This is a genomic window from Rheinheimera sp. KL1 (assembly GCF_001275035.1).
Taxonomy (GTDB): Bacteria; Pseudomonadota; Gammaproteobacteria; order Enterobacterales; family Alteromonadaceae; genus Pararheinheimera; species Pararheinheimera tangshanensis.
The window spans coordinates 23,504-46,532 of record NZ_LAMX01000010.1 but is presented as its reverse complement, the minus strand read 5'-3'; the positions used below and the strand labels follow the sequence as shown (position 1 = coordinate 46,532).

Sequence of the window (23,029 nt, the reverse complement as noted above, 5' to 3'; positions counted from 1 at the left end):
CCTGTTAATCCCGGCCGTTGTAAATCCGGCCACCAGAGTTTTTGTAATAATCCAGCACAGCTTTGGCGTCCGCACGCTTGAACTGACGCACCACTTCCATACCGGCTTTTTCTAAATACTGATAAGACTGCTCAAACACCGGGCCTTCGTCAAAACCGATAGCACGTGCATCTTCAGCGGCACCAGCACAGACCATACGGTTGACGCCACTCCAAAGCACAGCGCCCATACACATGGCACAAGGCTCACAGGAGGTAAATAGCTCACGGCCAATGTCTGTTGCCAAAGTAAAAGTACCCAAGGCTTTTTCGGCCATCATAATAGCCACAGTTTCACCATGTAAGGTGGAATTGGTTAAAGGCACCACACGGTTGACCCCTATCCCTAACAGCTGGCCTGACGAGCGATCAAAAATAGCAGTACCAAAAGGGCCGCCCGTACCACGTTCAACGTTTTGTTTTGACAATTCAATAGCTAAGGCCATTTTCTCATCGTCCGTTACGTAGGTTTTCTGCCAGTCGACAAAAGATGCCACCCAGTCAGGTAATTCCACAGTGACAGCACTGCCCGGCTGATGAATAAAACCAATACGCTCTTTCATGATTTGTCCTGTCGCTTATAGCAAAAAATTGGGCCGACTTTTTACCTTTATATCAGTTGAGCTACAAGTAAAAAATCGCAGAATGCTAAATTTATGTGACAAAGACTGCTGTCCTTATCAATTCTGAAGAAACAGGCAAGGACACTCAAGTTTTGTTCTACCACCAAAGAGAGCCCAGCTGCCAAGCTAAATTCATGGCGAACTCTCGCTTAGCACAGCAATACACAGGAGCAACATGATGTCTGATCTCAATCTACATTCAACAGCAACAACAAAAGAAAAAGTCTGGTTTATCACAGGTGCAAACCGGGGCATAGGCGCTGAAATTGCCAAAGCGGCGCTCTCTGCCGGAGATTCTGTCGTAGTCACAGGCCGCAATCTGCAGCAACTCAGAGAAAAGTTTGGTGATTCAGACAAAGCTTTGGCTTTAGCTCTGGATGTCACAGACATCGCTCAGGCTCTGGAAGCAGTAGAAGCGACTCTCAACCATTTTGGCCGTATTGATGTACTGGTCAATAACGCAGGTTACGGCCAATTAGGTGTATTCGAGGAAATTCCACAAGCCGACGTAGAGCGTCAGTTTGCCACTAATGTATTTGGTCTGATGAATGTCACCCGCGCTGTATTACCCCTGATGCGGGCGCAGCGCAGTGGCCGTATCTTCAACCTGTCCTCTATTGGCGGCGCTTTAGGTTTTGATGCGGCTTCTGTCTATTGCGCCACTAAGTTTGCGGTAGAGGGGTTTACTGAATCTCTATCGCTTGAAGTCAAAGGCTTTGGCATAGAGGTGACTATTGTTGAACCAGGTTTCTTTCGCACTGACTTTCTCGATAGCAGCTCAGTGCAGTATGGCACTGAGAAACTAGCCGACTATCAGGACTACTCCACTGCACTAGAGCAAGCTTACAGCAAAGTCAGCCATCAACAGGCTGGCGACCCAGCCAAGTTAGGTCAAGTGCTGGTACAACTGGCAAAGGCTGATGTTCTGCCGCTGCGATATGCAGCAGGGTCTGACGCTATAGATTATTTAACCACGGCCTATCAACGCCGCTTGCAGGGGTTGAACGACTATAAAGCCTTGTCTCTGTCGACAGATATCTGAGTTCATCTGCTACGGGCCCTTGGTTAGGGGCCCGTCACTCTGAGCTTCATCACAGAGAAAATCAGACAAGTCCGATCCAAAACCAATCTGCCACGCTTTAGATTAACGCGCCTTACTGGTGGGAAATATTTTTTATACCCCGCCAAATAAACTCACCCTAAGGAGCGACCTGAAATGCACTACAGACTATTCACTCTGCTCAAAACACTCACAATACTTATTGGCCTGACGGCGTCAGCAAGTTACGCGGCAGCCCCAAATATCAATGTGGGTACTTTGCATGACTACATCAGCGGGAAGCAAAGCACACAACTCAAACGAATTTACAATGCAGGCGATGCCACAGCTTTTGTGCGGGTGACAGTACATGAAATTGTTTATGACGAAAAAGGTGTACCAAAAGAAGTGGAAGCCGGTGAAATTTTAGGCGATAGCCAAAACGCAGATACCTTAATTGTCAGCCCTGCCCGGCTGATTATTCCGGCATCCGGCATTCAGTCAGCCCGTTTATTGTTTGTAGGCCCACGTGATAAAGAGCGTTACTTTAGAGTGCGTTATATTCCTGTCTTGCCGGATATCAACGATAACTTTAACTTAAGCGCCGAAGAAAGCGCTGACTACAACAGCTCGTTGCAGGCGGGTTTTAACCTGCTGGCAGGGTACGGCACTATCGTCTTTGTGCACCCGGCACAAGAGCTGTATGACACCCAAATCACGCCCTCCAACGACAAAGTCGTGATCCACAATAACGGCAACACCACCATTAAGCTGGATAAACTGACTCAGTGTGACGCCGGTAATACCCACTGCGACAAACCTATACTGGAGCATATTCTGCCGGGTAAAACCAAAACTCTACATAAAGACGCGGGCCGTCATTACCGCTTTGAGTTGCAGCAAGGTGAGCAAAAAAAGATGCAGGAGTTCTGAGATGCGTTACGTCTTTATGTTGATGCTGATGGCCTACTCTTTGCTCGTTGCCGCAGAGCGTTTTGAACATACTGTAACTGTATCCCTACAGCTACCCGACCCGGACTTTCAAGTCAGCACTCCGGATTCCGATCCGTGGTTGAATCAAACCCAACAGATGGAATGGGATAGCTACAAACAGCTATTACTACCGATCCATAAACAGCTCATTATTCAAAGTCGCTTAGGCGCTGTCTCCGCTCGCTTGTTAGCTCCGGCCCTGTTGAGTTACGGCTCGGAGCAAATACCACTGAAAGTACAGCTGGACCGCACAGTGTTAAGCACCACTGCACAAACCATATTAAATGCCCAACAAGCCAGTGCGGGCCAGCAACTGGATATGATCATTGTGGCGATGCCCGATCCCAGCGGCCGTTACAGAGCTGGTACTTATCAAGGGGTGGTGAACCTGTTATTTGAAACCTCAACCCCCTAACATCGGCATTCTGCACTTTTAGCAGATGCTTTTATTGCAGAAAAAATAAAACTCAGATTAGTCCGATAGTCTGCAAGCCCTGACACTACTAGCATACGCAGCACTCACTTCACCAGGGGGAACTGTGATTGCCAGCCTTTTCACCTAACCGAATTGCCATCTGTGTGACTTGCATCCTGCTGGCAACCAACGCCTATGGTCAGTCCGGGCATTCCTCCATTCCTGTGTTACAGCAAGCCGAACAATTGCCGGCTGATTTTGCCGTTCATCTGTTTAATGTGCCGCTCGTCGTCCGGGTAGAGCTGAACAGTAAATACCTAGGGGATGCGCTTTTGGTATTAACACAGGACGATCAGGTGCAACTCTTAAGCTTTACTGACGCCTACAACAGCCCTTATGACGATACAGAGCGTAACTTCTGGCTTAATCAGCTTAGCGATAAAGCATCTTTAGGCCCTTGCAGTCAGTGTAAAAAAGAGTGGCTGGCGTTGGAGTACAGTTTATCCGACTCGCGCTTGTCTATTCTGACCGCGGATGTCGAACAGCAAAACACAGAGCAAAAATATCAGCCCTTGCCTGAAGAAGGCAGCAGCGGAATTATTATTCAAAACCAGCTGAATCTGATCAATGCAGAAAGCTCAGCCGCTTCGAGCTATTACAATCTGGAAGCTGTGGCCAGCACGGGCAACTGGACTCATCATACTGGCGCTCAAGTATCCAAAAGTGGTGTTGCTGGGAATAACACTTACTACGGCTTAAGTCAGCTGTACAGCCAGCGCGAACTGCAAGGTCGCGCTTTGCGTGCGGGTTATTTTGCTAATGATCCACAAGGCTTAAGTTTACGCCCGGGTCGTGGTTCCGGTGGCGAAAATATGCTGGGACTGATGCTTAGCTCTTCCGACACCCTAGTGATAGAGCAGCAGTACCCTAGCACCACACCTGTTTATGTCACAGCCGAGCGTCCGGCTGTAGTGGAAATTTACCGCAACGGTTTTTTAATCAATAGCCAGCAGGTACAGGCTGGTTTGCAGGCCATAGACACTAAAGTCCTACCCAGCGGTATTTATCAAGTGCAACTGCGCGTAGTACAGGATGGGCAACTGCTATCCGAATCTCAGGCGATGATTTATAAACCATCAAGCTGGCGCGATAGTTCTGAGCCGCTGCGTTACAGCATTTTTGCAGGTCGTCAGACCCAGCTCTTTAGCAGCACAGAATCAGAGTATGAAGGTGATTTAACAACGGGCGCCACACTGAATTACCTACTGAATCCGTCCACTATCGTTGGCTTTGGTACTCAGTATATTGACCAGCACCTTCAATTGGGTACTTCAGTCGATTACAGCCTGTCGGATCGCAGCAAACTGCTGGCTAATTATTATCACAGTGAAGGTTCAGCGTATGGCCTGGATACGCAGTTTATCTATGGTTTTGACAGCGGCAATCTGGTGCTAAGCCAGCAGTACAACAAAAACTCTCAAAGCGTCACAGCGGTTTCACAACAAACTACCGCCTTAAGCTGGCAGCAAAGAATCAATGCCACACAAAGCACGTCACTTCGACTGTCACATCAGGCGCACAGAGGTACTGGGGCTGATTTCAGCTGGCAATATCGCCAAAAAATTATGGATACCGACAGTACATGGCGCTTAAGTGCCTTCAACAGACCTGCGGTTTCCGATCAGACTCAAAGACGTAATACCGGCATAGAACTTAGTCTGAATATCAACTTTGGCCAGCAGTCTTCGCAATATTCTTCTCAATACTATGGCGCTATTGGCAACAGAACCTCGCGGGATGGCAGTAAAGAAAACACCGCAGAATTAGGCTGGCGAAAGCAAATTGAAAATAGCGACATTAAAAATATCGGTCTGAGTTCAAACTTTGACAGCTATGGGGTGGGTATCAACAGCTATGCCACAGTGCAAAACCAATACCTGACCAGCGATCTCTATATGTCCAGATCCTCTTTTGACGGCAAATTCAGCTCAGGCTTAAACCTCAACAGCACTGTGGTCGCCAATGCTCAAGGTGTGGCAGCAAGTAGCGCCAATGCTTATGAAGGTGCCAGCCTCATTGTTGATTTGGAGTCGGATCAGGAAGATGTTGAACTGATGGCGCATGATTCAGCGGGTCAGACAGTGCTACTAAAGCCAGGCCGTAATGTGGTGCCTGTGGGTGCTTACACACCAGGTACAGTCAGCTTCGACTTTGCCAACCAGCATTCTGCTTATGTCAGCTTGTCGCAGTCTGTGGCGTCTTATCATCTGAACAAAGGGGGCGTGGATTATCTGAGACTCTCTGCTTATAAAACCCTGACAGTGATAGGTCGGCTGCTCGATTCAGAAGGTAAACCTTTAGGCGGACATCATGTACAGAATCACTCCAGCCGCACTGTTACGGAAAATAGCGGATTTTTTACGCTGGCGATGCGTGAGTCTGCCCCTACTTTGGATGTGCTGCAACAAGGCGAACAACTTTGCCATTTTGATTTGGCATCAGACACAGGACAACAACGGCAGGACTTATGGTTTGTTGGCGATTTATCATGCCAAACCAATCAAAGCCAGTTAGCAGAGCAGCCTGCTCCGTCATCACCCCAGCCAGAACCACTAATTGCGTCACCTGAATGAGGCCCGCTATGCATTTAATTGCTTTTATTTTCCATGTTTTGCTACTTGTAGCATGTTGTGTTTTGCCAGTTCAAGCTTATGAAACCACTATTCATGCTGAATACAAACCCGGTGCTAACGGCCAGCAGCGCATCGACTTTACCGACATTACTGAATGCCGTGGTTATTGGTGTAGTTTTTGGGGAAAAGACAAAATTCTTCAGTTGGATACCTTTATTAATCGCAGCTATAGGCGCAGCGCCAACCCCAGAGAGCAAGTCTATTTTCGTTTTCCGGGTAGCAGAATTGTTACAGTGCAGCAAGAAAATGGCAGTTCAGCGAACTTAACTTTTACCCTGACTGATATTGGCGGCATTTACCGTCGCAACGCCGCGAATCAGCCCCATTTGTTTCAACTCAGTGAAGATTTAAGCCTCCCGGATAACGGCTCGTCTTGCTACAGAAGCGGGTTTAATGCTGTCAACGGGCTCACAGACACTGCCTTTTTATGGACAATCAACGGCACGGCCCAACAAAACAGCGGCCAATGCACCAGAGCACTAAGAAGCCAATATTCAGGCACTTATGGCATCACACAGCGGCATTTAATTTTTAAATACCGCTTAAATACACCAGACCCATTAAAAATGAATAACGGCATTTACAGAGGTAAACTGGTGTTTAGCGTAGGGCCTAATGGTGATTTTGATTTTGGTGAAGGCAGCTACGATGATAACGAAGTGGTGATTAATTTTGAATTGAGCGTAGGTCATCAGTCTTTGTTCCGTTTCCCGGCCGGCAGTGAACAGGCCGTACTTTCACCCGCCTCAGGCTGGGCACAGTATTTAAGCACTGGGCAAGTGCCGGAACGGGTTTTTCGGGATATTCCTTTTCGGTTATGGAATTCAGTGCCTATTGCTGTTTATTTGCAATGTCAGTATCAAAGCGGCTCAGACTGTGCCCTGAAAAACACCAGGCAAAACCATCAGGTGCCGGTGAGATCCAGTTTGAGTTTGCCAACACAACTGGCGCAACAAAACGGCGCTGTGGTCAATAAAGTCCAGTTGCGACAAGGCCAGGCCAATCAGCTGCTGTTTAAAGCCAATTCTACAGTGCTTAATGGCGCAGGACAGCTGCACTTTGAAGTCCAACGTAACGCTTTAACAGAAATGCTTGGTAGCTACAGGGGAGATTTATACAGAGGTGATGTCACGCTAGTGATTGAACCTCAACTTCCTGATTAGCTCCGCCCTCCAGAACGCTTAGATCTGTGCACCAGGCTCCTTCAAGGGGCCTTTTTTAACTTTGTTTTGTTATCAGATTAGTCCGATAGAACAGCCAGTCCCCCCCACTTAAGATAATGGCCATGGTGAGTTGCTCATCATTGCGCAGTACCGCGAGGGCTGCATTACTTTTGATCACAGGAGCTTATGCCGATGAAAAATGTAACCACACTCTTAGCCTCAGCCATGCTGTTCAGCCTTTCTGCATCTAGCTTTGCTGCTCAGACAGAGCAAAAACAAATCACTATAGTGGCTGATGTGCCGTCCACTGAGTTTTTTGTCAATGCACTGCCAGGGGACGACGTCTTTACTGCACCGCAGCGTATGGAATGGAACACTTTTAATAACGTACTGACGCCTATTCAGAAGCAACTGCATATGGGCAGTACCACTGGCGCTATTCAGGCTGCGGTGACCAGTTCTACGCTGACAGGGAGTTCGTTGTCTAATACCATCAACTTAGCTGTAGCCGTCAATGGTGTGACTTTAACTACCACTGCCGCTGATGTAATAGGCGCAAGTCAGGCCGCTGCAGGTCAGGTGGTGAATATGACCATAGCACCTGTAGCTACAACCAGTTACACGCCGGATAACTATTCAGGTGTGGTCAGCTTATCTTTTGAAACTCCTCTACCCTCTGCAGAACCAGCTCCAGCTGAATAATTCCTCGTCACCCCCAACCGGTGCCTTTGGCAGGTAGATAGTTTACCTGCCTTTTTTATTCCCGTCGTACTTGAAGCTGCAGCGTTGTTGACTGCGCTACTCGCCCCAGTCACATAGGACTACTATGCTCCTGGGGTCTCGCTCGCTTGTCGCCTAGCTGCAACTCCAATTACTTAGGGAATACCGTTAGCGCCTTCGGGCCACGTCGCTGCGCTCCAATGTTAAAAAACAGTCCCTATGTTTTGTTCCCATCGTACTTGAAGCAGCAGCGCTGTTTATTGCATGTTGTTCTGATAAAAAACGGGCAGGGATAAACCCCGCCCCTAAAGTTCACAAGATCATCCCTGGCTCAGTTTATCTGTTTTAGCTCGCCGCCTGTTGCTCAGAGCTATTGCAAAGCACTGCTGTACAGTCGTTCGCTGTTAAAGGCTTATGGTACAGATAGCCTTGTACCAGATTTATGCCGCAGCGTTTAATCACCATAGCGTCAGCCAATTTTTCTACGCCTTCTGCTATCAAGGTTAAACCCAGTTTATGCGCCAGTTGAATGGTGTTTTCCAGCACCAGCCGCTGCTGTGGGCGTTCTGATACGCCGTCGGTTAAACTGCGATCCAGCTTTAACCGGGTCGCTGGTATACGGGATAACTGCTGGGCATTAGCAAAGCCTGTGCCGTAGTCGTCAATCGCAATACCGAAACCTGCCAGGCGTAAATTAGCTAAAGCTTCGATGGCGGCAGATAGTTGTGTGAAGTCTTGTGTTTCTGTGACTTCAAAGCAGATCAGTTCTGGTTTGATGCCTGCCTGCTGCACTTTATGCTGCAGCTGCTGCATAAAAGCTACATCTGACAAGGACAAAGGCGATAGATTAAAAGACAGCTGCACAACAACTCCTAAGTCGTGCCACTGTTGCAGTTGCTGCAAAGCCTGCTCCAGTAACAGCAAAGTCAGCTCGTTAATCAGCCCCCACTGCTCGGCGGCTGCAATAAAAACATCGGGCCTTACCATGCCAAGTTCTGGTTGACTCCAGCGAGCTAAGGCTTCTACAGCGATGATTTGGCCTGAATTCATATCTGCTATCGGCTGATAACAAAGCGAAAATAGCTGTTCACTGATAGCTTTTCGGAGCAGCTTTTGATCAAAAGCCGGAGCTTTTCTCTCAAAATCAGCGGGCCAAACCTCAGCTTTACGCCTGCTTAAACATAGACTCAACAGCTCTTTATTCAGTGGCTTTGCCAAAGAGCCAAGCACCTGCAAACCATCGGCTTCAGCCATTGTAGCCACGGCATTCAACAACAAGGGGTCTTTGGCGCTGGTGATAATCACGGCCTGGCATAACTGCTGTTTTGCGATGGAGCGTAATAACTCCACACCATTCATTTGCGGCATTTCCAGATCGATCAGCATCACATCAGCGCGCTGCTGCTTCAACAATTCAAGAGCCAGCTCACCATCGGACGCATAACTGATGTGCTGGATCTTCAACTGTTTTAATAGCTGTCCGGCAAACAATTGTTGCGCCGGACAATCTTCGACTATTAACATTTTGGGGTTTTGCATTTAGTGTTCCTCGTCTGAGGCCAACTCCTTCTGGCTGTTGTCGCACCATAACTGTGCTTCGCGGTTAAATACTTTTAACGCGGCCAGCACTCGTAAACTGGCACTGGTGATTTCTTGCTCTGTGGCCCGTTCCAGGGTTTCACAGCTGTCGATTAACTGCTCAGCTTGCACCAGCACGGCAGCACCTTTAATTTTATGTGCAAGTCGTTTTAGCGCATCCCAATCCGATTGTTGCAACAGCAGCTTCAGCTGCTCTATGTCCGCACTATTGCTTTGGCATAAAGTAGAGAGCATCTGGCGGGCAAAGGCCGGATCTGGCCCAGCCAACGCACACAAAGCATCGACGTTAAAAGCCGCTTTACCTTTGGCGTATTTCTGAATACTTTGTTGTAATTCATTGATACTGATAGGTTTAAATAAGCAGTCATTCATACCAGCTGCTATACAACGGGCAATTTCGTCGGACTGAGCTCTGGCAGTTAACCCCAGCACGACTAAATTCTGTAAGGCTTGGTCAGCTCGTATGGCCAAAGCGAGCTGATAGCCATCCATCAGTGGCATAGTGCAGTCAGTCAGCACCAAATCCAGCTGCTGCTGTTTTAACAACTGTAGCGCTTCACGGCCATCGGCAGCTTGCCAGACCTGATGGCCTAAATAACTTAGCTGGCGCTGCAGCAACATACGGTTGACCTGATGATCGTCCACCACCAGCAGCTTTAAGGATTGGTGTTGCTGGTTTTCACCGACCTTTTCTTCAGATAGTTTTTTGTCCGGTTCAATCAACACAACAGCCTTACAAGGTAATCGTAGTTTTATTTGAATTTCAGTGCCGCGGCCTATTTCGCTTACAATCGAAAGCCTACCCTGCATCAGCTGCACTATGGTCTGACAAATACTTAAACCTAACCCTGAACCTCGCTCGCCTGAAACTCGCTCTGAGTTCGCCAATTGTGTAAAAGGTTTCAACACTTTTTCGCTTTGTTCAGCAGTCAAGCCCTGCCCAGTATCTTTGATAAGAAGCTGTACCAATAGATGCTCTTCCTGCTGTTCCAGCACCATCAAATTCAAATCCACCCCGCCTGCTGGCGTAAATTTAATGGCATTACTGAGCAGGTTCGACAACAACTGTTTAAATAACAAGGGATCCAGCGCTACCTGATACTGCTCAAAAGCAAGGTCCATTTTATAATTCAGATACAAGCCTTTGCTTTTCGCCATACCGACAAACACCTGATACAGCCTTTTGGTTTCATCCTGCAACTGCAGCCATTGGGGATTGAGTTCCAACTGTCCTGCCTCTATTTTGGCGATATCCAAAATATCGCCAATCAGCTCTTTCAACCCCTGTGCTGAATCGTAAGCAATATCTATGGCTTTAAAATCCCACAGCCTCTCATCGGCTTGCCGTTTTGCCAGCTCTAAAGTGCCAATAATGGCTTGCAACGGAGTGCGTATTTCATGGCTCATAGTGGAGAGGAAAAAGCTTTTGGCTTTGCTTGCCTCAAGGGCTTGCTCTTTGGCAAGTTCTACTTGCTCAAGCAATAACTGGCGTTCGCGCACCTGACGGCGTAAATAAAAATTCCAGAATAAGAACACCAGCACAATCAGCACAAAAGCTGCAGCAGCCTGTATAAACTGCTGGCGATAACTCTGCCAAAAGTTAGGAGCAGCCGTATTGACCGACCACTCCGACAGCTGCGCTAATTGATCCGGTGGAATACTTAACAGAGTTTTGTCCAGAATGCTGTAAAGCTCTGGTTGTTGTTTTGATACCGCCAAAGTAAAACGCGCACCTGAAGGCATAAAGCTTGAGCTGATTCGCAGTTGGTTTTTATAGGTCTGCTCCGCATAAAATCGTGCTATCACCAGATTTTCGACCATAGCATCGGCCTGACCTGTTAATACGGCCTCCACACTTTGCTGCAAATTCTCAACATACTTCAGCTTCAAATTCGGATAAGTGGCTTTCAAATAAGGCTCTATCGCATGGTCGTTTTGAATTGCTAAAGTTTTGCCAGCCATTTGCTCCAACCTTAATGGTGAAGAAGCAGCATGACTTCGGGTGAGCAATGCATAGGACGTCACCAGATAAGGCCGGCTAAAGTGTAAAAACTCTTTACGCTCTTCATTAGGCGATAAAATACCCGACAGATCGGCCTTGCCGTCTTTAAGTAGTTGCAGCATTTCAGTTAAGGACCGCGCTGGTACCCATTCAAACTCTAAACCAGTTTTAGCACTTATAGCTTCGGTTAAAGACTTTAAAATACCAACACCTTGGGTTAAATCTTTTGAGTCCATAAAAAATGGGGTATCGCCGGCAATATGTACAAGACGAACTGGCTTATCTCGTTCAATGTAAAGCTGTTCAGCCTCTGATAACTCAATACGATCGGCCACCATATACAATGCGCGACCTGCGCTCCAACGCTGCAAAATTTGTTGCTGCTCAGTATGAGGCACAGCAGAAATGACTTTATTCAATAGAGTCAACAGTTCAGGCTGCTGTTTTGATACATAAAAATTGAAATACCCAGAAGCTAAAGGCGTAAAATTGCTGATATTCAGCTCTGAAAAATGCCCGGAGTGAATCAAATAATGAGCGCTAATCACATTACCCAAATACAGATCAGCATGACCTAAAGCTACGGCTTCTATCGCTTGAGTTAAATTGTCGTAGGGCATTAAAAGCGCATCAGGAAAACTTTGCTGTAGCCGTTCAATAGTCAAATAATGCTTAGAAAAAGCTAGTTTAGGTTTGTTATTTGCCTTTACTCTGACAACAGCTTGCTGATGAGCGGTACTGACCAGTACAGGAATATCGTCGGCATAAGGTTCAGTCGCGACTAAGTCGGCCACATCCAGGTCATTCATTCGGGCATAGCTGTAGAAGTCGATGACTCCCGCGCGCGCCGCCGCTATAAGATCAGCTTTAGTCGCGAAACTGCGGATCTCCACAGGTAAGGACAAAGCTGCACTGATCAGCCCTAAATAATCAGCGGTGATGCCTTCAAAATCTTTGCCATTGGTTTTAATGACAAAAGGCGGATGCTCATCGTTCAGGGTACCGAACACCAGCTGTTTTTTACTCATCAGCCAGTCTCGCTCAGCATCGCTTTGTTCAAGCTGTATTAACGCTGTACTGCGGGGAAATAGCTTTAACTGCTGAGCCTGCAACGGCTTAGAGCACAACAAAAGTGAGCACAGTACAAAAACAACTCTCAGCCATAATCTCATAACAGATTATGCCTTTTGGCAAAATCAAACAGCTCCATCGACGAACCTAAATTTAGTTTGGCCAGGATATTGGTCTTGTGAGTACTGACAGTTTTGTGGCTAATGGCCATGGTTTGCGCGATATCTTTATTGGCCTGGCCTTTACACAGAAGCTCGACGATTTGCAGCTCTCTGTTACTTAAACTAGCCAATAAAGCCGCTTCTGAACTTGCCAACTGCTCACCGTAGCTCTCAGGTTGCGGGAATACTTTTTTGCCTTTGAGCACCAAACGCGCCGCTTCTGCTAATTCCTCCAGCGGCTGTGCTTTAGAGATAATGCCATAAGCGCCGGCTTCAATGCAGCGCACTGCATACACTGATGGCTCCTGAGCGGTAAGCACTAAAATGCGGGTATCAGGGTAACGCTGACACACCCGGCGTATCACTTCCAAACCACTCATCTGCGGAATATCCAAATCCAGGATCATCAGCTGACAAGGAGTGTGTTTCAGTAACCCAATAGCGTCTATGCCGTTATCGGCTTCAGCCAGCACCACAAAGTTATGTCGCTCCAGTACAGCTTTTACCGCCAAACGTAAAAATGGATGATCGTCCACTACAGCGACAGAAATGGGTAACATGCTTTACTCCAGCCAATAGATTCAGGGTAACAACTTAATTTTCACAGCATAGACAATAACGGACCAAATAGCTTAAGCGGATCAGCAAGTTAAGCCTATCGGATTAATCTGATTTTGTTCTCACTCTATAGTAACCCAATCGACGCTTTTAGCGACCAGTGCTACACTGCCCGCTCTTTACTGGCATTTATGGACTTATGGTGTTGAACCCACAGCCTACATTCTATTTTTATGATTACGAGACTTGGGGCGCGGATCCGAAAAAAGATCGCCCGGCCCAGTTTGGTGGTATTCGCACAGATTTTGATTTAAACCCTATTGGCGAACCCGATATGTGGTATTGCCAGTTGGCGAACGATTATTTACCTCACCCGGTGGCGGCGCTAATCACTGGCTTAACGCCACAGCTCTGTAACCAAAAAGGTTTGCCTGAAACCGAATTCTGCCGCCGTATTCTCGAGCGTTTCAGCCAGCCCAATACCTGTGTGCTTGGGTATAACAGCTTACGTTTTGATGATGAAGTCACGCGTTACAGCCTGTACCGCAACTTCTACGAACCTTATGGCCGTGAATGGCAGCACGGCAATAGCAGATGGGATTTAATCGACATAGTGCGCGCCTGTTATGCGCTGCGCCCTGAAGGTATTGTCTGGCCAGAAAAAGCCGATGGCAGCCCAAGCTTTAAATTAGAAGATTTAACCAAAGCCAATGGTTTATCACACCAACGCGCACATGATGCTTTGTCTGATGTCTATGCCACTATCGCTATCGCCAAGTTGGTAAAAGAAAAGCAGCCAAAGTTATTTCAGTACCTGCTGGATTTACGCAAAAAAACTGAAGTTAGTAAGCTATTTGATTTAGTCAATTTAACGCCGCTGGTGCATGTGTCAGGCCGCTTCCCTGCGATTCAGGGTTGTGTCAGCTGGATAGTGCCTTTAGCGCCACATCCCACCAATAAAAACGCCGTGATTTGCTACAACCTGCAAGCCGACCCAACACCTTTGCTGGAGCTGGATTTGGCTTCATTGCAGCAACTTCTGTATACCAAAACCGCTGATTTAGACGAGGATCAGGAAAGGCTTGGCTTAAAGCTTATTCATATCAACAAATGCCCTGTGTTATCTCCTGCTAAAACCTTATCAGAGCAACGTGCCGCCGATTTGGGCATAGACAGAGCCGCTTGCCTGAAGCATCTGGACTGGTTACGACAAAACCGCTCTGCTATCCAGCCTAAGGTGATGGAGCTGTATCAATTGCCGACTGAATACAGTGTAGAAACCAATCCGGATTATCAGCTCTATAACGGTTTTGTTTCCAACGAAGATAAACAGCGGATGGAACAGCTGCACCAAATGAGCGCCGATCAACTGGCGTCCAACCCAGTGCTTTTTAGCGAAGACAGACTCAATCAGTTGCTGTTTTTATACCGTGCCCGCAATTACCCACAAAGCTTAACCCATCAGGAGCAACAACGCTGGCAACGCTATCGCAGCGATAAGCTGACGCACGGCCTGGATAAACCTAATTTAACTTTTGAAGAATTTGGTTTGGCGCTGGAAAATCTGGCGCATGAAGCAGGCGATGACGTAAAAAAAATGAATATTCTCAAGGCGTTGTTTCAATACGCTCAAAGCCTGTAACCGCTAAAATGTAGGGGCTGGGCTTGTCCCAGCCCGTCTCATGATGCCGCTGAACCCATTGACGGTCCGAGACAAGACACGGCCCTACAAACCGCCCTTCTATCCCTTTAAATCTGCATAGCCCGATATAGTGCAACTAATAAAGCCGCACTATCGAACACAACAGTTACAGTTTATTTGTTCAGCTGCCAGTCAGCTATCTATGTTTCACAGCCTACTTCTGCTAGCCTGCGCACAGTAATCAGTGTTGTTTTTGGGTGCGGAGTCTGTGATGAAGTTGTGGTCAAAAATCAAAGTGATGTTATGCAGTTTGTTATTAACCGGCTGTTTTGCCCCGGCTTTATTAATGACCTCGCAGGCACAGCTTTTAGGGGAGCTATTTCGTCCCTTGGTTGGTTTTAACCCGCTTGAAGTCAAGCTGTTTGAAAACCCCTTGATCCGCGACCCTATGGTGGCGTTAATGGGTGAGGACAATTACCGCACCGCTGTTACCCTGTTAAATACTGCGACGGCCATTCAACAACAAGGCCCACTGTATTTTGTCGTATCAGAGCACTCCCCTTTGCCGCATTTAGCCGAAAAAGCCGGTTTTGTCTGGAACTCAGAACATAACCAAATGGCTATTTTGCTAGTGTCCGGTGGCAAAACTGAAATATTTAACCAGGTGGTAGAAGGAGCTGCAGGCAAAATCGCCCCCAGTTGGCCAAAAGAGCTAGTCGAGTACACCAGCCCTGAAAAGTTAAAACAAAAAGCAGTAGCGGCCGCAGCAGGCCAACTTGGCCAGACCTTAGGCTTATCCGAACAGCAACAAGGTTTGATGGAAACGGGTTTATCCGGTGGCTCAGTGCAAAACGCGCTGGAGGAAAACTTAAAACAACAAGCCATGGATCCGGTCGAAGAAATTAAACAAAAGGTAGAATCAGGCAAAGCCGATTTATTAAACCAGCCAAAACAACGTTTTACCGAAATGACCCAGGAAGCCATGTTGACCGAAGACGACATGGTGAAACAATTCACCGGCAAATCGGCAGAAGAATTAAAAGCGGCTAAAAAGTACGTCGACGACGCTAAAGCACGGGCTGACGCCAATCAGAAAAAGCCAGCCTCGACTATCAAAGACAAAGCCACTTTAGAAAAAGAAGCCAAACAGTGGCTAAAGACAAAGCCAATAAAAAAGTGGACGAAACCCGCGCCCCGGCTGATGAGTTACTGAATGAGTTGACCGAAGAGGTAAAACAAAAGACGACTTTGCCTGCGCCAGAGAAGAAAAAGGATGGTGGGGAGTAGGTTTGAATAAAAAAAACCAGCTAAAAGGCTAAAGTACACACCTGATTAGGCCCTACCGAGATTATGTTGCAATGCCGCATGCGGCGATTGCAACCTACCCCTTTCACAATTTATTTATCCGCTTAACGTTTTTTCGCACAAAAGCCTGTTGTGCCGAATTGCCTTGGTATCGACCACAAATTCATGTTTTTATAAAAGCATTGGCGGACAAACCAAAGCCTGGTGGTACAAGCTGCCAGCAAACACTTATCAGGAGTTTTTATGCGCAAGGGGCAAGTTGCTGTTATTTATATCGTGTTTTTTATCGCTGCACTTTTTAGCCAGCAGGTGTTGGCGCTCAATGAAGTGAAATTACATCAAGATATTGAGTGGGTGAAGGTCAAAGGTTTTTCACTGACAACTGACATTTACAGCCCGCAAAAGGCAGTTAAGCCTTTGCCAGTGCTGGTGATTTTTCATGGTGGCGGCTGGCTGGTGAATAATAAATCCATTATGAAGGATATGGCGCTCTATATGGCAAGCCACGCCGATCTGGTGGTGGTCAATATGAACTACCGGCTACTTGGCGATAATAACAACAGCACCACAATCAACGAAATAGTGGAAGATGCGCTGGGGGCTGTGCTTTGGGTGAAAGATCATATTCAAAACTACGGCGGCGACCCGGCTAAAATTGCTGTAACAGGCGATAGTGCTGGTGGTCATTTAGCTTCTATGGTGATGCTGGCTGGCCGTGCTTTGGACTCCAAAGGTTTTACGCCACAAAGCCAGAAATTCACTCCAAGCTACTTGCCAAAAGGTAAAACGGCCGAACAAGTTGCAGCTGCCGATGGAGCTAAAGTGCAGGCAGTGATCTTAAGTTATACCGCCTTTGATTTATTACAAAGCGCAAAAGGTGGCTTTGAGACCGCACAAAACCCGTTCTGGACATGGGGTAACGCCAGCCCGCGTGGCTTGTTTGGTGATGGTATTAGTGTTGATAGCCATGAACAGTATTACAAAGCGGTATCGCCTCTTTATCTGTTGCCAGAAGCTGGTTACAAACTACCGCCTCAGTTTGTACTGGTCGGCAGCGAAGATGATCTCACCACGCCTGAAGTCGCGAGTGGTTATGTCAGTATGCTTAAAGCGACAGGACAGCAGGTGGAGTTTAAAATATACCAAGGCAAAGGCCATGCCTTTCTCGATAGCGACTGTAACGACTACACCAAAGGCTGCTTTAAAGACTTAGCCACCCCGACATTGAATGACATGATTAAGTTTCTAAGCACTGTGTTTGGGCAGCCCTAACAGATGCAGCTTGAGTTCAGTGACGGCCCGGCTATTTCAAATAGTAAAGAGCCAACAGTGACTGCTATGCTTCACCCTCGTGGATCTTCAGCTTTAGCTGAGGATCCAAGAGGCAGTGAATCCAATCAACTTTTCAGTTACCTGCTTACAGCGTCGCCACACTTCAGCGCAAACAATAAGGTTTGCAGCTCAAAAACTAAAAACAACGCTTGCTTTCTAATGGCTTTACTTGGTTTTATAGAGCAGCAATGAAACCGATTACACTAAACTAAAATCTAATAGGGTGCCGTCAGAGCATTCAGCAAATAACAGGGGTAGCAACTTGATTTTATCGATAAAAAATAAAACCTTAGCAGCATTAGCTCTGCTGTCGGTGCTAAGCCAACCAGCTTTTGCAACTGACAATCAACTGACCGCAGAGGAACAAGCAGACGGCTGGCAGTTGTTGTTTAACGGCAAAGATATGTCGCAGTGGCGCAGTTTTAAACAGCAACTGTCAACGAGAAATGGCAAATTGAAGATGGCGCTATCACCCTGACTGCAGGCGGTGGCGGCGACTTAATCAGTAAAGAAAGTTACAAAAACTTTGAGTTGACGCTCGACTGGAAAATTGCCGAAGTCGGCAACAGCGGCATTCTTATTCTGGCTGATGAAAAAGGTAAATACATCTACTCCCACGCGCCGGAAATTCAAATTCTGGATAACGAGCGCCACCCGGACAACAAGCTCGACACTCACCTCTCAGGTTCGTTATACGACATGATCGCCTCGCCCGTCGCTTCCCACAAAAAAGCCGGTGAATGGAACAGCACTAAAATTAGGTTGGAGAATTCGGCTTTAACCATTTGGCAAAATGACGTGCAAACGGCAAAAGTAACCATTGGCAGCACTGAATGGAACAGCTTAATCGCGAAAAGTAAGTTTGCCAGTTGGGAAGGTTTTGCCGCGGCTAAAGAAGGCCATATAGGTTTACAGGATCATGGCGATAAGGTCTGGTTCAAAAATATCAAAATTAAAGAGCTGAACTAATGAACAATTTTGACTTTGAAGTGCTGGTGGTTGGGTCCGGCGCTGGTGGTTCCATGGCGGCCTATGAGCTGACCAAAGCTGGGCATAAAGTGTTGATGCTCGAAGCTGGACGGGATTACAACCCAAAAACAGAAACCCCTATGTTTAAACGCAACGGTGAAGCGCCTTTGATGGGTGCTGGTAACTCAGATAAAGACTTCGGTTTTTATGATGCTACGGTCGATGGTGGCTGGCAAGTGCCTAACGAGCCTTATACCGCAGCCGATGGCTCCGAGTTTTTATGGTGGCGCGCTCGTATGTTGGGCGGTCGCACCAATCACTGGGGTCGTTATTCATTGCGTTTCAGTGAACATGATTTTAAAGGCAAAAGCCGTGACGGTTTAGGTGCGGACTGGCCATTTGACTATGATGATATCGCGCCCTGGTATGATAAAACCGAAGCCTTAGTGGGCGTTTGTGGCACCAATACAGGTCTGGACGATATGCCGCCTTCATCCGAAGGTATTTTGCAGCCGCCACCAAAACCCCGTATCACTGAGCTGTTGATCGCAGCAGCGGCGAAAAAATTGGGTATCCCGGTGGCACCTATGCACCGCGCTGTACTCACCCGTCCTTTGGATAACAGAGCCGCCTGTTTTTACGCCACCCCTTGTGGTCATGGCTGCTCTATTGGCGCAGCCTTTCAGACTACTACGTCGCTTATTCCTATGGCTAAAGCCACTAGCAATTTGCAGGTGATCACCGACGCTATGGTGAAATCTGTGGATACCGACGAAAATGGCAAAGTGACAGGTGTTAGTTATGTCGATAAAAAGACCTCAACAGTGCACCAGCTCAAAGCCAAAGTAGTGATCCTGGCCGCCAGTGCCTGTGAGTCAGCCCGCTTGTTGTTAAATTCCAAGTCAACACGTTTTCCAAATGGTCTAGCCAACTCCAGCGGTCAGGTCGGTAAAAACCTGATGGACTCCACAGGCGCCAACATTGGCGCTATGGTGCCAGCCTTACAAGGTCGGCCTATTTATAACGAAGATGGTCATACCGCCAACCATTTGTTTATTCCATGGTGGGGCCACAAAGCACAAGAACGTAAAGAGCTGGATTTCCCTCGCGGTTATCACTTTGAAATTGGTGCGCGTTTTAATGAACCAGGTGCTGGCCTGTCAGGTAACTTCCAGGGTTATGGTGCGGATTTAAAGCGTCAGGTGAAACAGAATTACGGTGCTTACGTCGGTTTTGCACTGCGTGGCGAAATGGTACCTAACGAGCATTGTTATATGGATATAGACCCTGAAGTGAAAGATAAATGGGGTATTCCTGTGGCGCGTTTCCATTGGAAATGGTCGGAGCATGAATTAAAGCAAGTAGAGCATGGCCTGAAAACCGCCAAAGCTATTTTTGCTGAAATGGGCGCTGAAGTCGGCGAATTGCCAACTCCAGAGCAAGCCATTTTAAAAGGCGGCGAAATTATTCATGAAGTGGGCACCACCCGTATGGGCGCATCGCCAAAAGACTCAGTCACTAACCAATGGGGTCAAAGCTGGGACTGCCCTAACATCTTTGTGATGGATGGCGGCGTCTTTGCCTCTAACCCTCATAAAAACTGTACTCTGACCATTATGACGCTGGCGATGCGTAACTCATCCTGGCTTTCAGCGCAGTTAAAACAAGGAGCGATCTGATGGCCAAGGATCAAAACACCACAGCAGATCAGCACCAGATGCAGTACAAATCTGGCATGACCAGACGCGATTCGTTAAAACTGATGATGGCATTAGCGGCCAGCACTCTGTTACCTGCAGTGTTAGCAGGCTGCGACAGTGCGCCGGTCAGTACAACTGATGCGGGAACAGGTGCAGCAAAAGTAACGGCCGAACATTGGCCAGAGCTAAAGTTATCCCCTATCACAGCAACAGGTTATGGCAAAGATCCAAACTTAATTTTGCTGCCAGAATCACCATGGCCTTTGACCTTAACTCAGGCTCAGCTGACTTTAGTGGCCGTGCTTTCGGATATTCTGGTGCCCCGTGAAGGCAGTGTGCCTAGCGCTTCTGAAGTACATGTACCAGCCGTTGTCGATGAATGGGTCAGTGCGCCTTACGAGCGTCAGCAACAAGACAGAATTACTATTTTGTCGGCCCTGGCCTGGATAGACGATGAAGCGCAAATGCGTTTTAACAAAACCTTTGTCGCGCTCACTAAAGTGCAGCAAAAAGCCATTATGGACGATATAGCCTTTGATACTGCCGACACTCCGGTTCAGTTTAAACGCATAGCCACAGCCTTTGGCCGCTTCCGCAGTTTGGTACTGGCGGCGTTTTTCTGTACACCGGAAGGCATCAAAGACATAGGTTATGTCGGTAATGTGCCTATAGGTGGCGATTATCCTGGCCCGACAAAAGAAGCTTATGCCCATTTAGACAAGGTATTAGCGGATTTAGGTTTAACTGAATACGCCTATCCTATTCAGGCATGACGAAGCAGCTTGTTGCGGTATCAAACGGGCGGGGATAAACCCCGCCCCTTGTTTTAACCTTGCTCAGTTAGTCTGTTTCAGCTGGTAAAGCGCCAATAGACTGCAGAACTTCGCGCACTATAGCTTCTCTTTTGTATAAATCTGCCATTCGTTCTGGCGTATCTATATTTAGCGCAAAAAACACAGGACCTGTAGGCCATTCGACATACCCAACCCACCAGCCAAAGCGTCCTTCCCAGCCGGTTTTAGCTCTTAAGATCCACTCCTTGCCTGCCTCATTGATCATCATATCTTTGACCAGCAGTTGATGTTCTTTGGCAAAAGGCAATTGATTCAGATAGAGTTTTTTTAAAAACGCTATTTGTTCCTCTGCAGAAATAGCCAGCTTGCCATCCACCCAATAAGTACCTTTGTCTGTTGATGGGTTGGCATTGCCATAGCCAATTTTTTGCAGGTACTCGCCTGCCCGCTTTTCACCAATCTGTTTGGCAAAGATTTCATAGACCCAAAGCGCTGAGGTGCGCATCGCAGAGCGTAAATTCTGATCCTGATTATGGCCTGCAAAACTGCGCTCTACACCATCCCAGCGAAACAGCTGAAATTCATCCTTTAGCACACCTGCATCCAACGCCATCAGGCTGTGTGGGATTTTAAAGGTAGAAGCCGGAGACATGCGCTGTTTGGCACGTTCCGGGTTAAACACCAGTAATTTAGCCGGTGTTACCCGCTCATCCGCAATCACCAGCGTACCTTTGGCATTAAATTTGGTGAAAGTCGCTTGCCAGTTTGCTTGTTCGATAGGCACTGCGGCCAGACAAAGTTGAGCACAAGTTATGAAGAAAACAGCAGAAATAATTTTTAGAACAGACACTTTAATTCCTCTAGGTTGATCAATTCACATCCGCAGTTGCTCAAAACTGACTCCGATGGCCTGGGCTGGAGCTCAATTCGTTAGCTCGCAGTTTTTCCAGTAATAATCCAAGCTCTGTCGCGACCAGCTCTGGTTCATCAAACTGAACAAAATGCCCACTTTTATCCGTTAACACTGCACGCCCCTGAGGAAAGGCTAAAGCCCATTTCTGCCAAAGCTCCCCCCACATAGCCCTGCCTCTGTCGGTGAAAAACAGGTTAGCGGGTTTTGCTATTTTTTTAACTGAAGCAATAACTGTAACGGGCATATCTTTGATTTGGGGATAGTCAGGTAAAGGTCTTTTGCTCCAAAAATCCAGATAGTTGTTTGACATCCCCTGCGCCATATCGTCTAGCTTTATTTGGGCAATTTCTTTATTGCCTTGCTCAAGATTGATAGCGCGTAAGATATCTACATCGTGTTCCGAGGACGGATCAAGCAACAACAGAGCTTTTACTTTTGACGGATATGCAGACGCAAAATCGCGGGCTATGCTGCCACCATAGGAATGGGCCATGTAGATGACCGGAGCTTGAATAGCCAATTGATTAAGCAGTTCAGCTGCAAAATTGGCGTAATCCATGGAGGTAAAATGACGTTTGATTTGGCTTGATTTACCATCACCGACTCTGGAGTAACGAATCACTTTCGCAAGCTTACTAAGCGACAAAAAAACCGGTTGCCAGTCTGCCATGCCGCCACCAGCGCCAGCTTCCAACAAGACCACTTCGGGCCCGGCGCCTGCAATCTCGTATTCAAGCTTAAACTCACCAACTTGTACAAAATGTGTATCAGCTGAATATACAGTCGTGGAGAACATCAACAACATCACAATAACAAACTTCACACGAGCACCTCATTCAAAATAACGCTGTGCATGCAACGGAGAATCAGGTTTGCAACCCAACGTTAGCTAATGCAGTAATGCAGATATCTACTGTTTATGTAAGGTAAAAACCGCAAAATCGTCAGTTGCAGACAGCTTTACAGACAGAATTTTGTAGTACCCAAGCGATACCCCATCTTTTTCAAAGGCATAACTTAAGGTATTCGACTTTTGAGGGAAAACCGTTTCTGTTGAGCTTCACGGCAATTCAATATCAATCAGTTCTTCGTAAATACGCAGGTTGCGAGGTTTAACGCTTTTCGCGTCAATAAATAAAGTGTCCATAGTTTCCTACGTTATGCCATTTTTCTGCAGGCTCAAAACTAAGGGTAAAATCATTTAGTTTCAACAAGTTTATCTAAAAACCACCTTGATAAAACGTAAAAAGGCAGCTGTTTACAAGCAGCTGCCTTTGTTTCACTCAGTACCAAAATACT

The 23,029-nt window shown here is 47.2% G+C and carries 19 protein-coding genes; 13 read left to right on the top strand and 6 right to left on the bottom strand.

The window, feature by feature from the left end:
• Window positions 1-4 precede the first annotated feature (4 nt).
• Window positions 5-601 (bottom strand): nucleoside deaminase, encoded by a 597-nt coding sequence (locus WH43_RS04490; protein WP_053423456.1) that lies wholly within the window; start codon window positions 599-601, stop codon window positions 5-7.
• A gap of 238 nt (window positions 602-839) precedes the next feature.
• Between WH43_RS04490 and WH43_RS04485 the strand changes: the two genes are divergently transcribed.
• From WH43_RS04485 to WH43_RS04460, 6 genes are all read left to right on the top strand, one after another.
• Entirely contained in the window at window positions 840-1,703 is an 864-nt protein-coding gene (locus WH43_RS04485; protein ID WP_053423455.1) for an SDR family NAD(P)-dependent oxidoreductase, read from the top strand.
• Window positions 1,704-1,877: 174 nt separating this feature from the next.
• Entirely contained in the window at window positions 1,878-2,633 is a 756-nt protein-coding gene (locus WH43_RS04480; protein ID WP_053423454.1) for a hypothetical protein, read from the top strand.
• A gap of 1 nt (window position 2,634) precedes the next feature.
• Complete coding sequence (locus tag WH43_RS04475) at window positions 2,635-3,108, top strand: CS1 type fimbrial major subunit (RefSeq protein ID WP_053423453.1); 474 nt, start codon at window positions 2,635-2,637, stop codon at window positions 3,106-3,108.
• Between the two features lie 128 nt (window positions 3,109-3,236).
• Window positions 3,237-5,741 (top strand): TcfC E-set like domain-containing protein, encoded by a 2,505-nt coding sequence (locus WH43_RS04470; protein WP_053423452.1) that lies wholly within the window; start codon window positions 3,237-3,239, stop codon window positions 5,739-5,741.
• 62 nt (window positions 5,742-5,803) lie between these two features.
• The gene (locus WH43_RS04465) at window positions 5,804-6,964 is read left to right on the top strand and encodes a hypothetical protein (protein WP_152342782.1); all 1,161 of its coding nucleotides are present in this window, start codon (window positions 5,804-5,806) and stop codon (window positions 6,962-6,964) included.
• 192 nt (window positions 6,965-7,156) lie between these two features.
• Window positions 7,157-7,666, top strand: a complete 510-nt coding sequence (locus WH43_RS04460) for a CS1 type fimbrial major subunit (RefSeq protein ID WP_053423450.1) — start codon at window positions 7,157-7,159, stop codon at window positions 7,664-7,666.
• A 363-nt stretch (window positions 7,667-8,029) separates the two neighbouring features.
• Here WH43_RS04460 and WH43_RS04455 read toward each other — a convergent pair whose 3' ends face one another.
• From WH43_RS04455 to WH43_RS04445, 3 genes are read right to left on the bottom strand one after another with little or no spacing between them, the layout of a single operon-like run.
• Complete coding sequence (locus tag WH43_RS04455; RefSeq protein ID WP_053423449.1) at window positions 8,030-9,223, bottom strand: EAL domain-containing response regulator; 1,194 nt, start codon at window positions 9,221-9,223, stop codon at window positions 8,030-8,032.
• Window positions 9,224-12,457 (bottom strand): response regulator, encoded by a 3,234-nt coding sequence (locus tag WH43_RS04450; RefSeq protein WP_053423448.1) that lies wholly within the window; start codon window positions 12,455-12,457, stop codon window positions 9,224-9,226. It abuts the gene before it with no gap.
• Entirely contained in the window at window positions 12,454-13,077 is a 624-nt protein-coding gene (locus tag WH43_RS04445; protein WP_053423447.1) for a response regulator transcription factor, read from the bottom strand. Before WH43_RS04445 ends, WH43_RS04450 begins: the two co-directional genes overlap by 4 nt.
• Before the next feature lie 200 nt (window positions 13,078-13,277).
• Between WH43_RS04445 and sbcB the strand changes: the two genes are divergently transcribed.
• From sbcB to WH43_RS04410, 7 genes are all read left to right on the top strand, one after another.
• The gene (gene sbcB / locus WH43_RS04440) at window positions 13,278-14,717 is read left to right on the top strand and encodes an exodeoxyribonuclease I (RefSeq protein ID WP_286049463.1); all 1,440 of its coding nucleotides are present in this window, start codon (window positions 13,278-13,280) and stop codon (window positions 14,715-14,717) included.
• A 271-nt stretch (window positions 14,718-14,988) separates the two neighbouring features.
• Window positions 14,989-15,930: a hypothetical protein gene (locus WH43_RS04435; protein WP_053423445.1), complete on the top strand. Its 942-nt coding sequence runs from the start codon at window positions 14,989-14,991 to the stop codon at window positions 15,928-15,930.
• A gap of 335 nt (window positions 15,931-16,265) precedes the next feature.
• A complete protein-coding gene (locus WH43_RS04430; RefSeq protein WP_053423444.1) occupies window positions 16,266-17,294 on the top strand; it encodes an alpha/beta hydrolase in 1,029 nt (342 codons plus the stop codon).
• 322 nt (window positions 17,295-17,616) lie between these two features.
• Window positions 17,617-17,832: a hypothetical protein gene (locus WH43_RS20305; RefSeq protein WP_286049462.1), complete on the top strand. Its 216-nt coding sequence runs from the start codon at window positions 17,617-17,619 to the stop codon at window positions 17,830-17,832.
• Window positions 17,808-18,323 carry a 3-keto-disaccharide hydrolase gene (locus WH43_RS04420; RefSeq protein ID WP_353504762.1) on the top strand — a complete coding sequence of 172 codons (516 nt, stop codon included), beginning with the start codon at window positions 17,808-17,810 and terminating at the stop codon, window positions 18,321-18,323. Before WH43_RS20305 ends, WH43_RS04420 begins: the two co-directional genes overlap by 25 nt.
• Entirely contained in the window at window positions 18,323-20,002 is a 1,680-nt protein-coding gene (locus tag WH43_RS04415) for a GMC family oxidoreductase (protein ID WP_053423442.1), read from the top strand. The genes WH43_RS04420 and WH43_RS04415 overlap by 1 nt, the downstream gene beginning before the upstream one ends.
• Window positions 20,002-20,796: a gluconate 2-dehydrogenase subunit 3 family protein gene (locus tag WH43_RS04410; protein ID WP_286049461.1), complete on the top strand. Its 795-nt coding sequence runs from the start codon at window positions 20,002-20,004 to the stop codon at window positions 20,794-20,796. The genes WH43_RS04415 and WH43_RS04410 overlap by 1 nt, the downstream gene beginning before the upstream one ends.
• Before the next feature lie 67 nt (window positions 20,797-20,863).
• Here the strand turns inward: WH43_RS04410 and blaOXA are convergent, their stop codons facing one another.
• Both blaOXA and WH43_RS04400 read right to left on the bottom strand, forming a co-directional pair.
• Window positions 20,864-21,610, bottom strand: coding sequence for a class D beta-lactamase (gene blaOXA / locus WH43_RS04405; RefSeq protein ID WP_502694031.1), 747 nt, complete (start codon window positions 21,608-21,610; stop codon window positions 20,864-20,866).
• Between the two features lie 97 nt (window positions 21,611-21,707).
• The gene (locus WH43_RS04400) at window positions 21,708-22,553 is read right to left on the bottom strand and encodes an alpha/beta fold hydrolase (RefSeq protein WP_082335679.1); all 846 of its coding nucleotides are present in this window, start codon (window positions 22,551-22,553) and stop codon (window positions 21,708-21,710) included.
• Window positions 22,554-23,029: the final 476 nt, after the last annotated feature.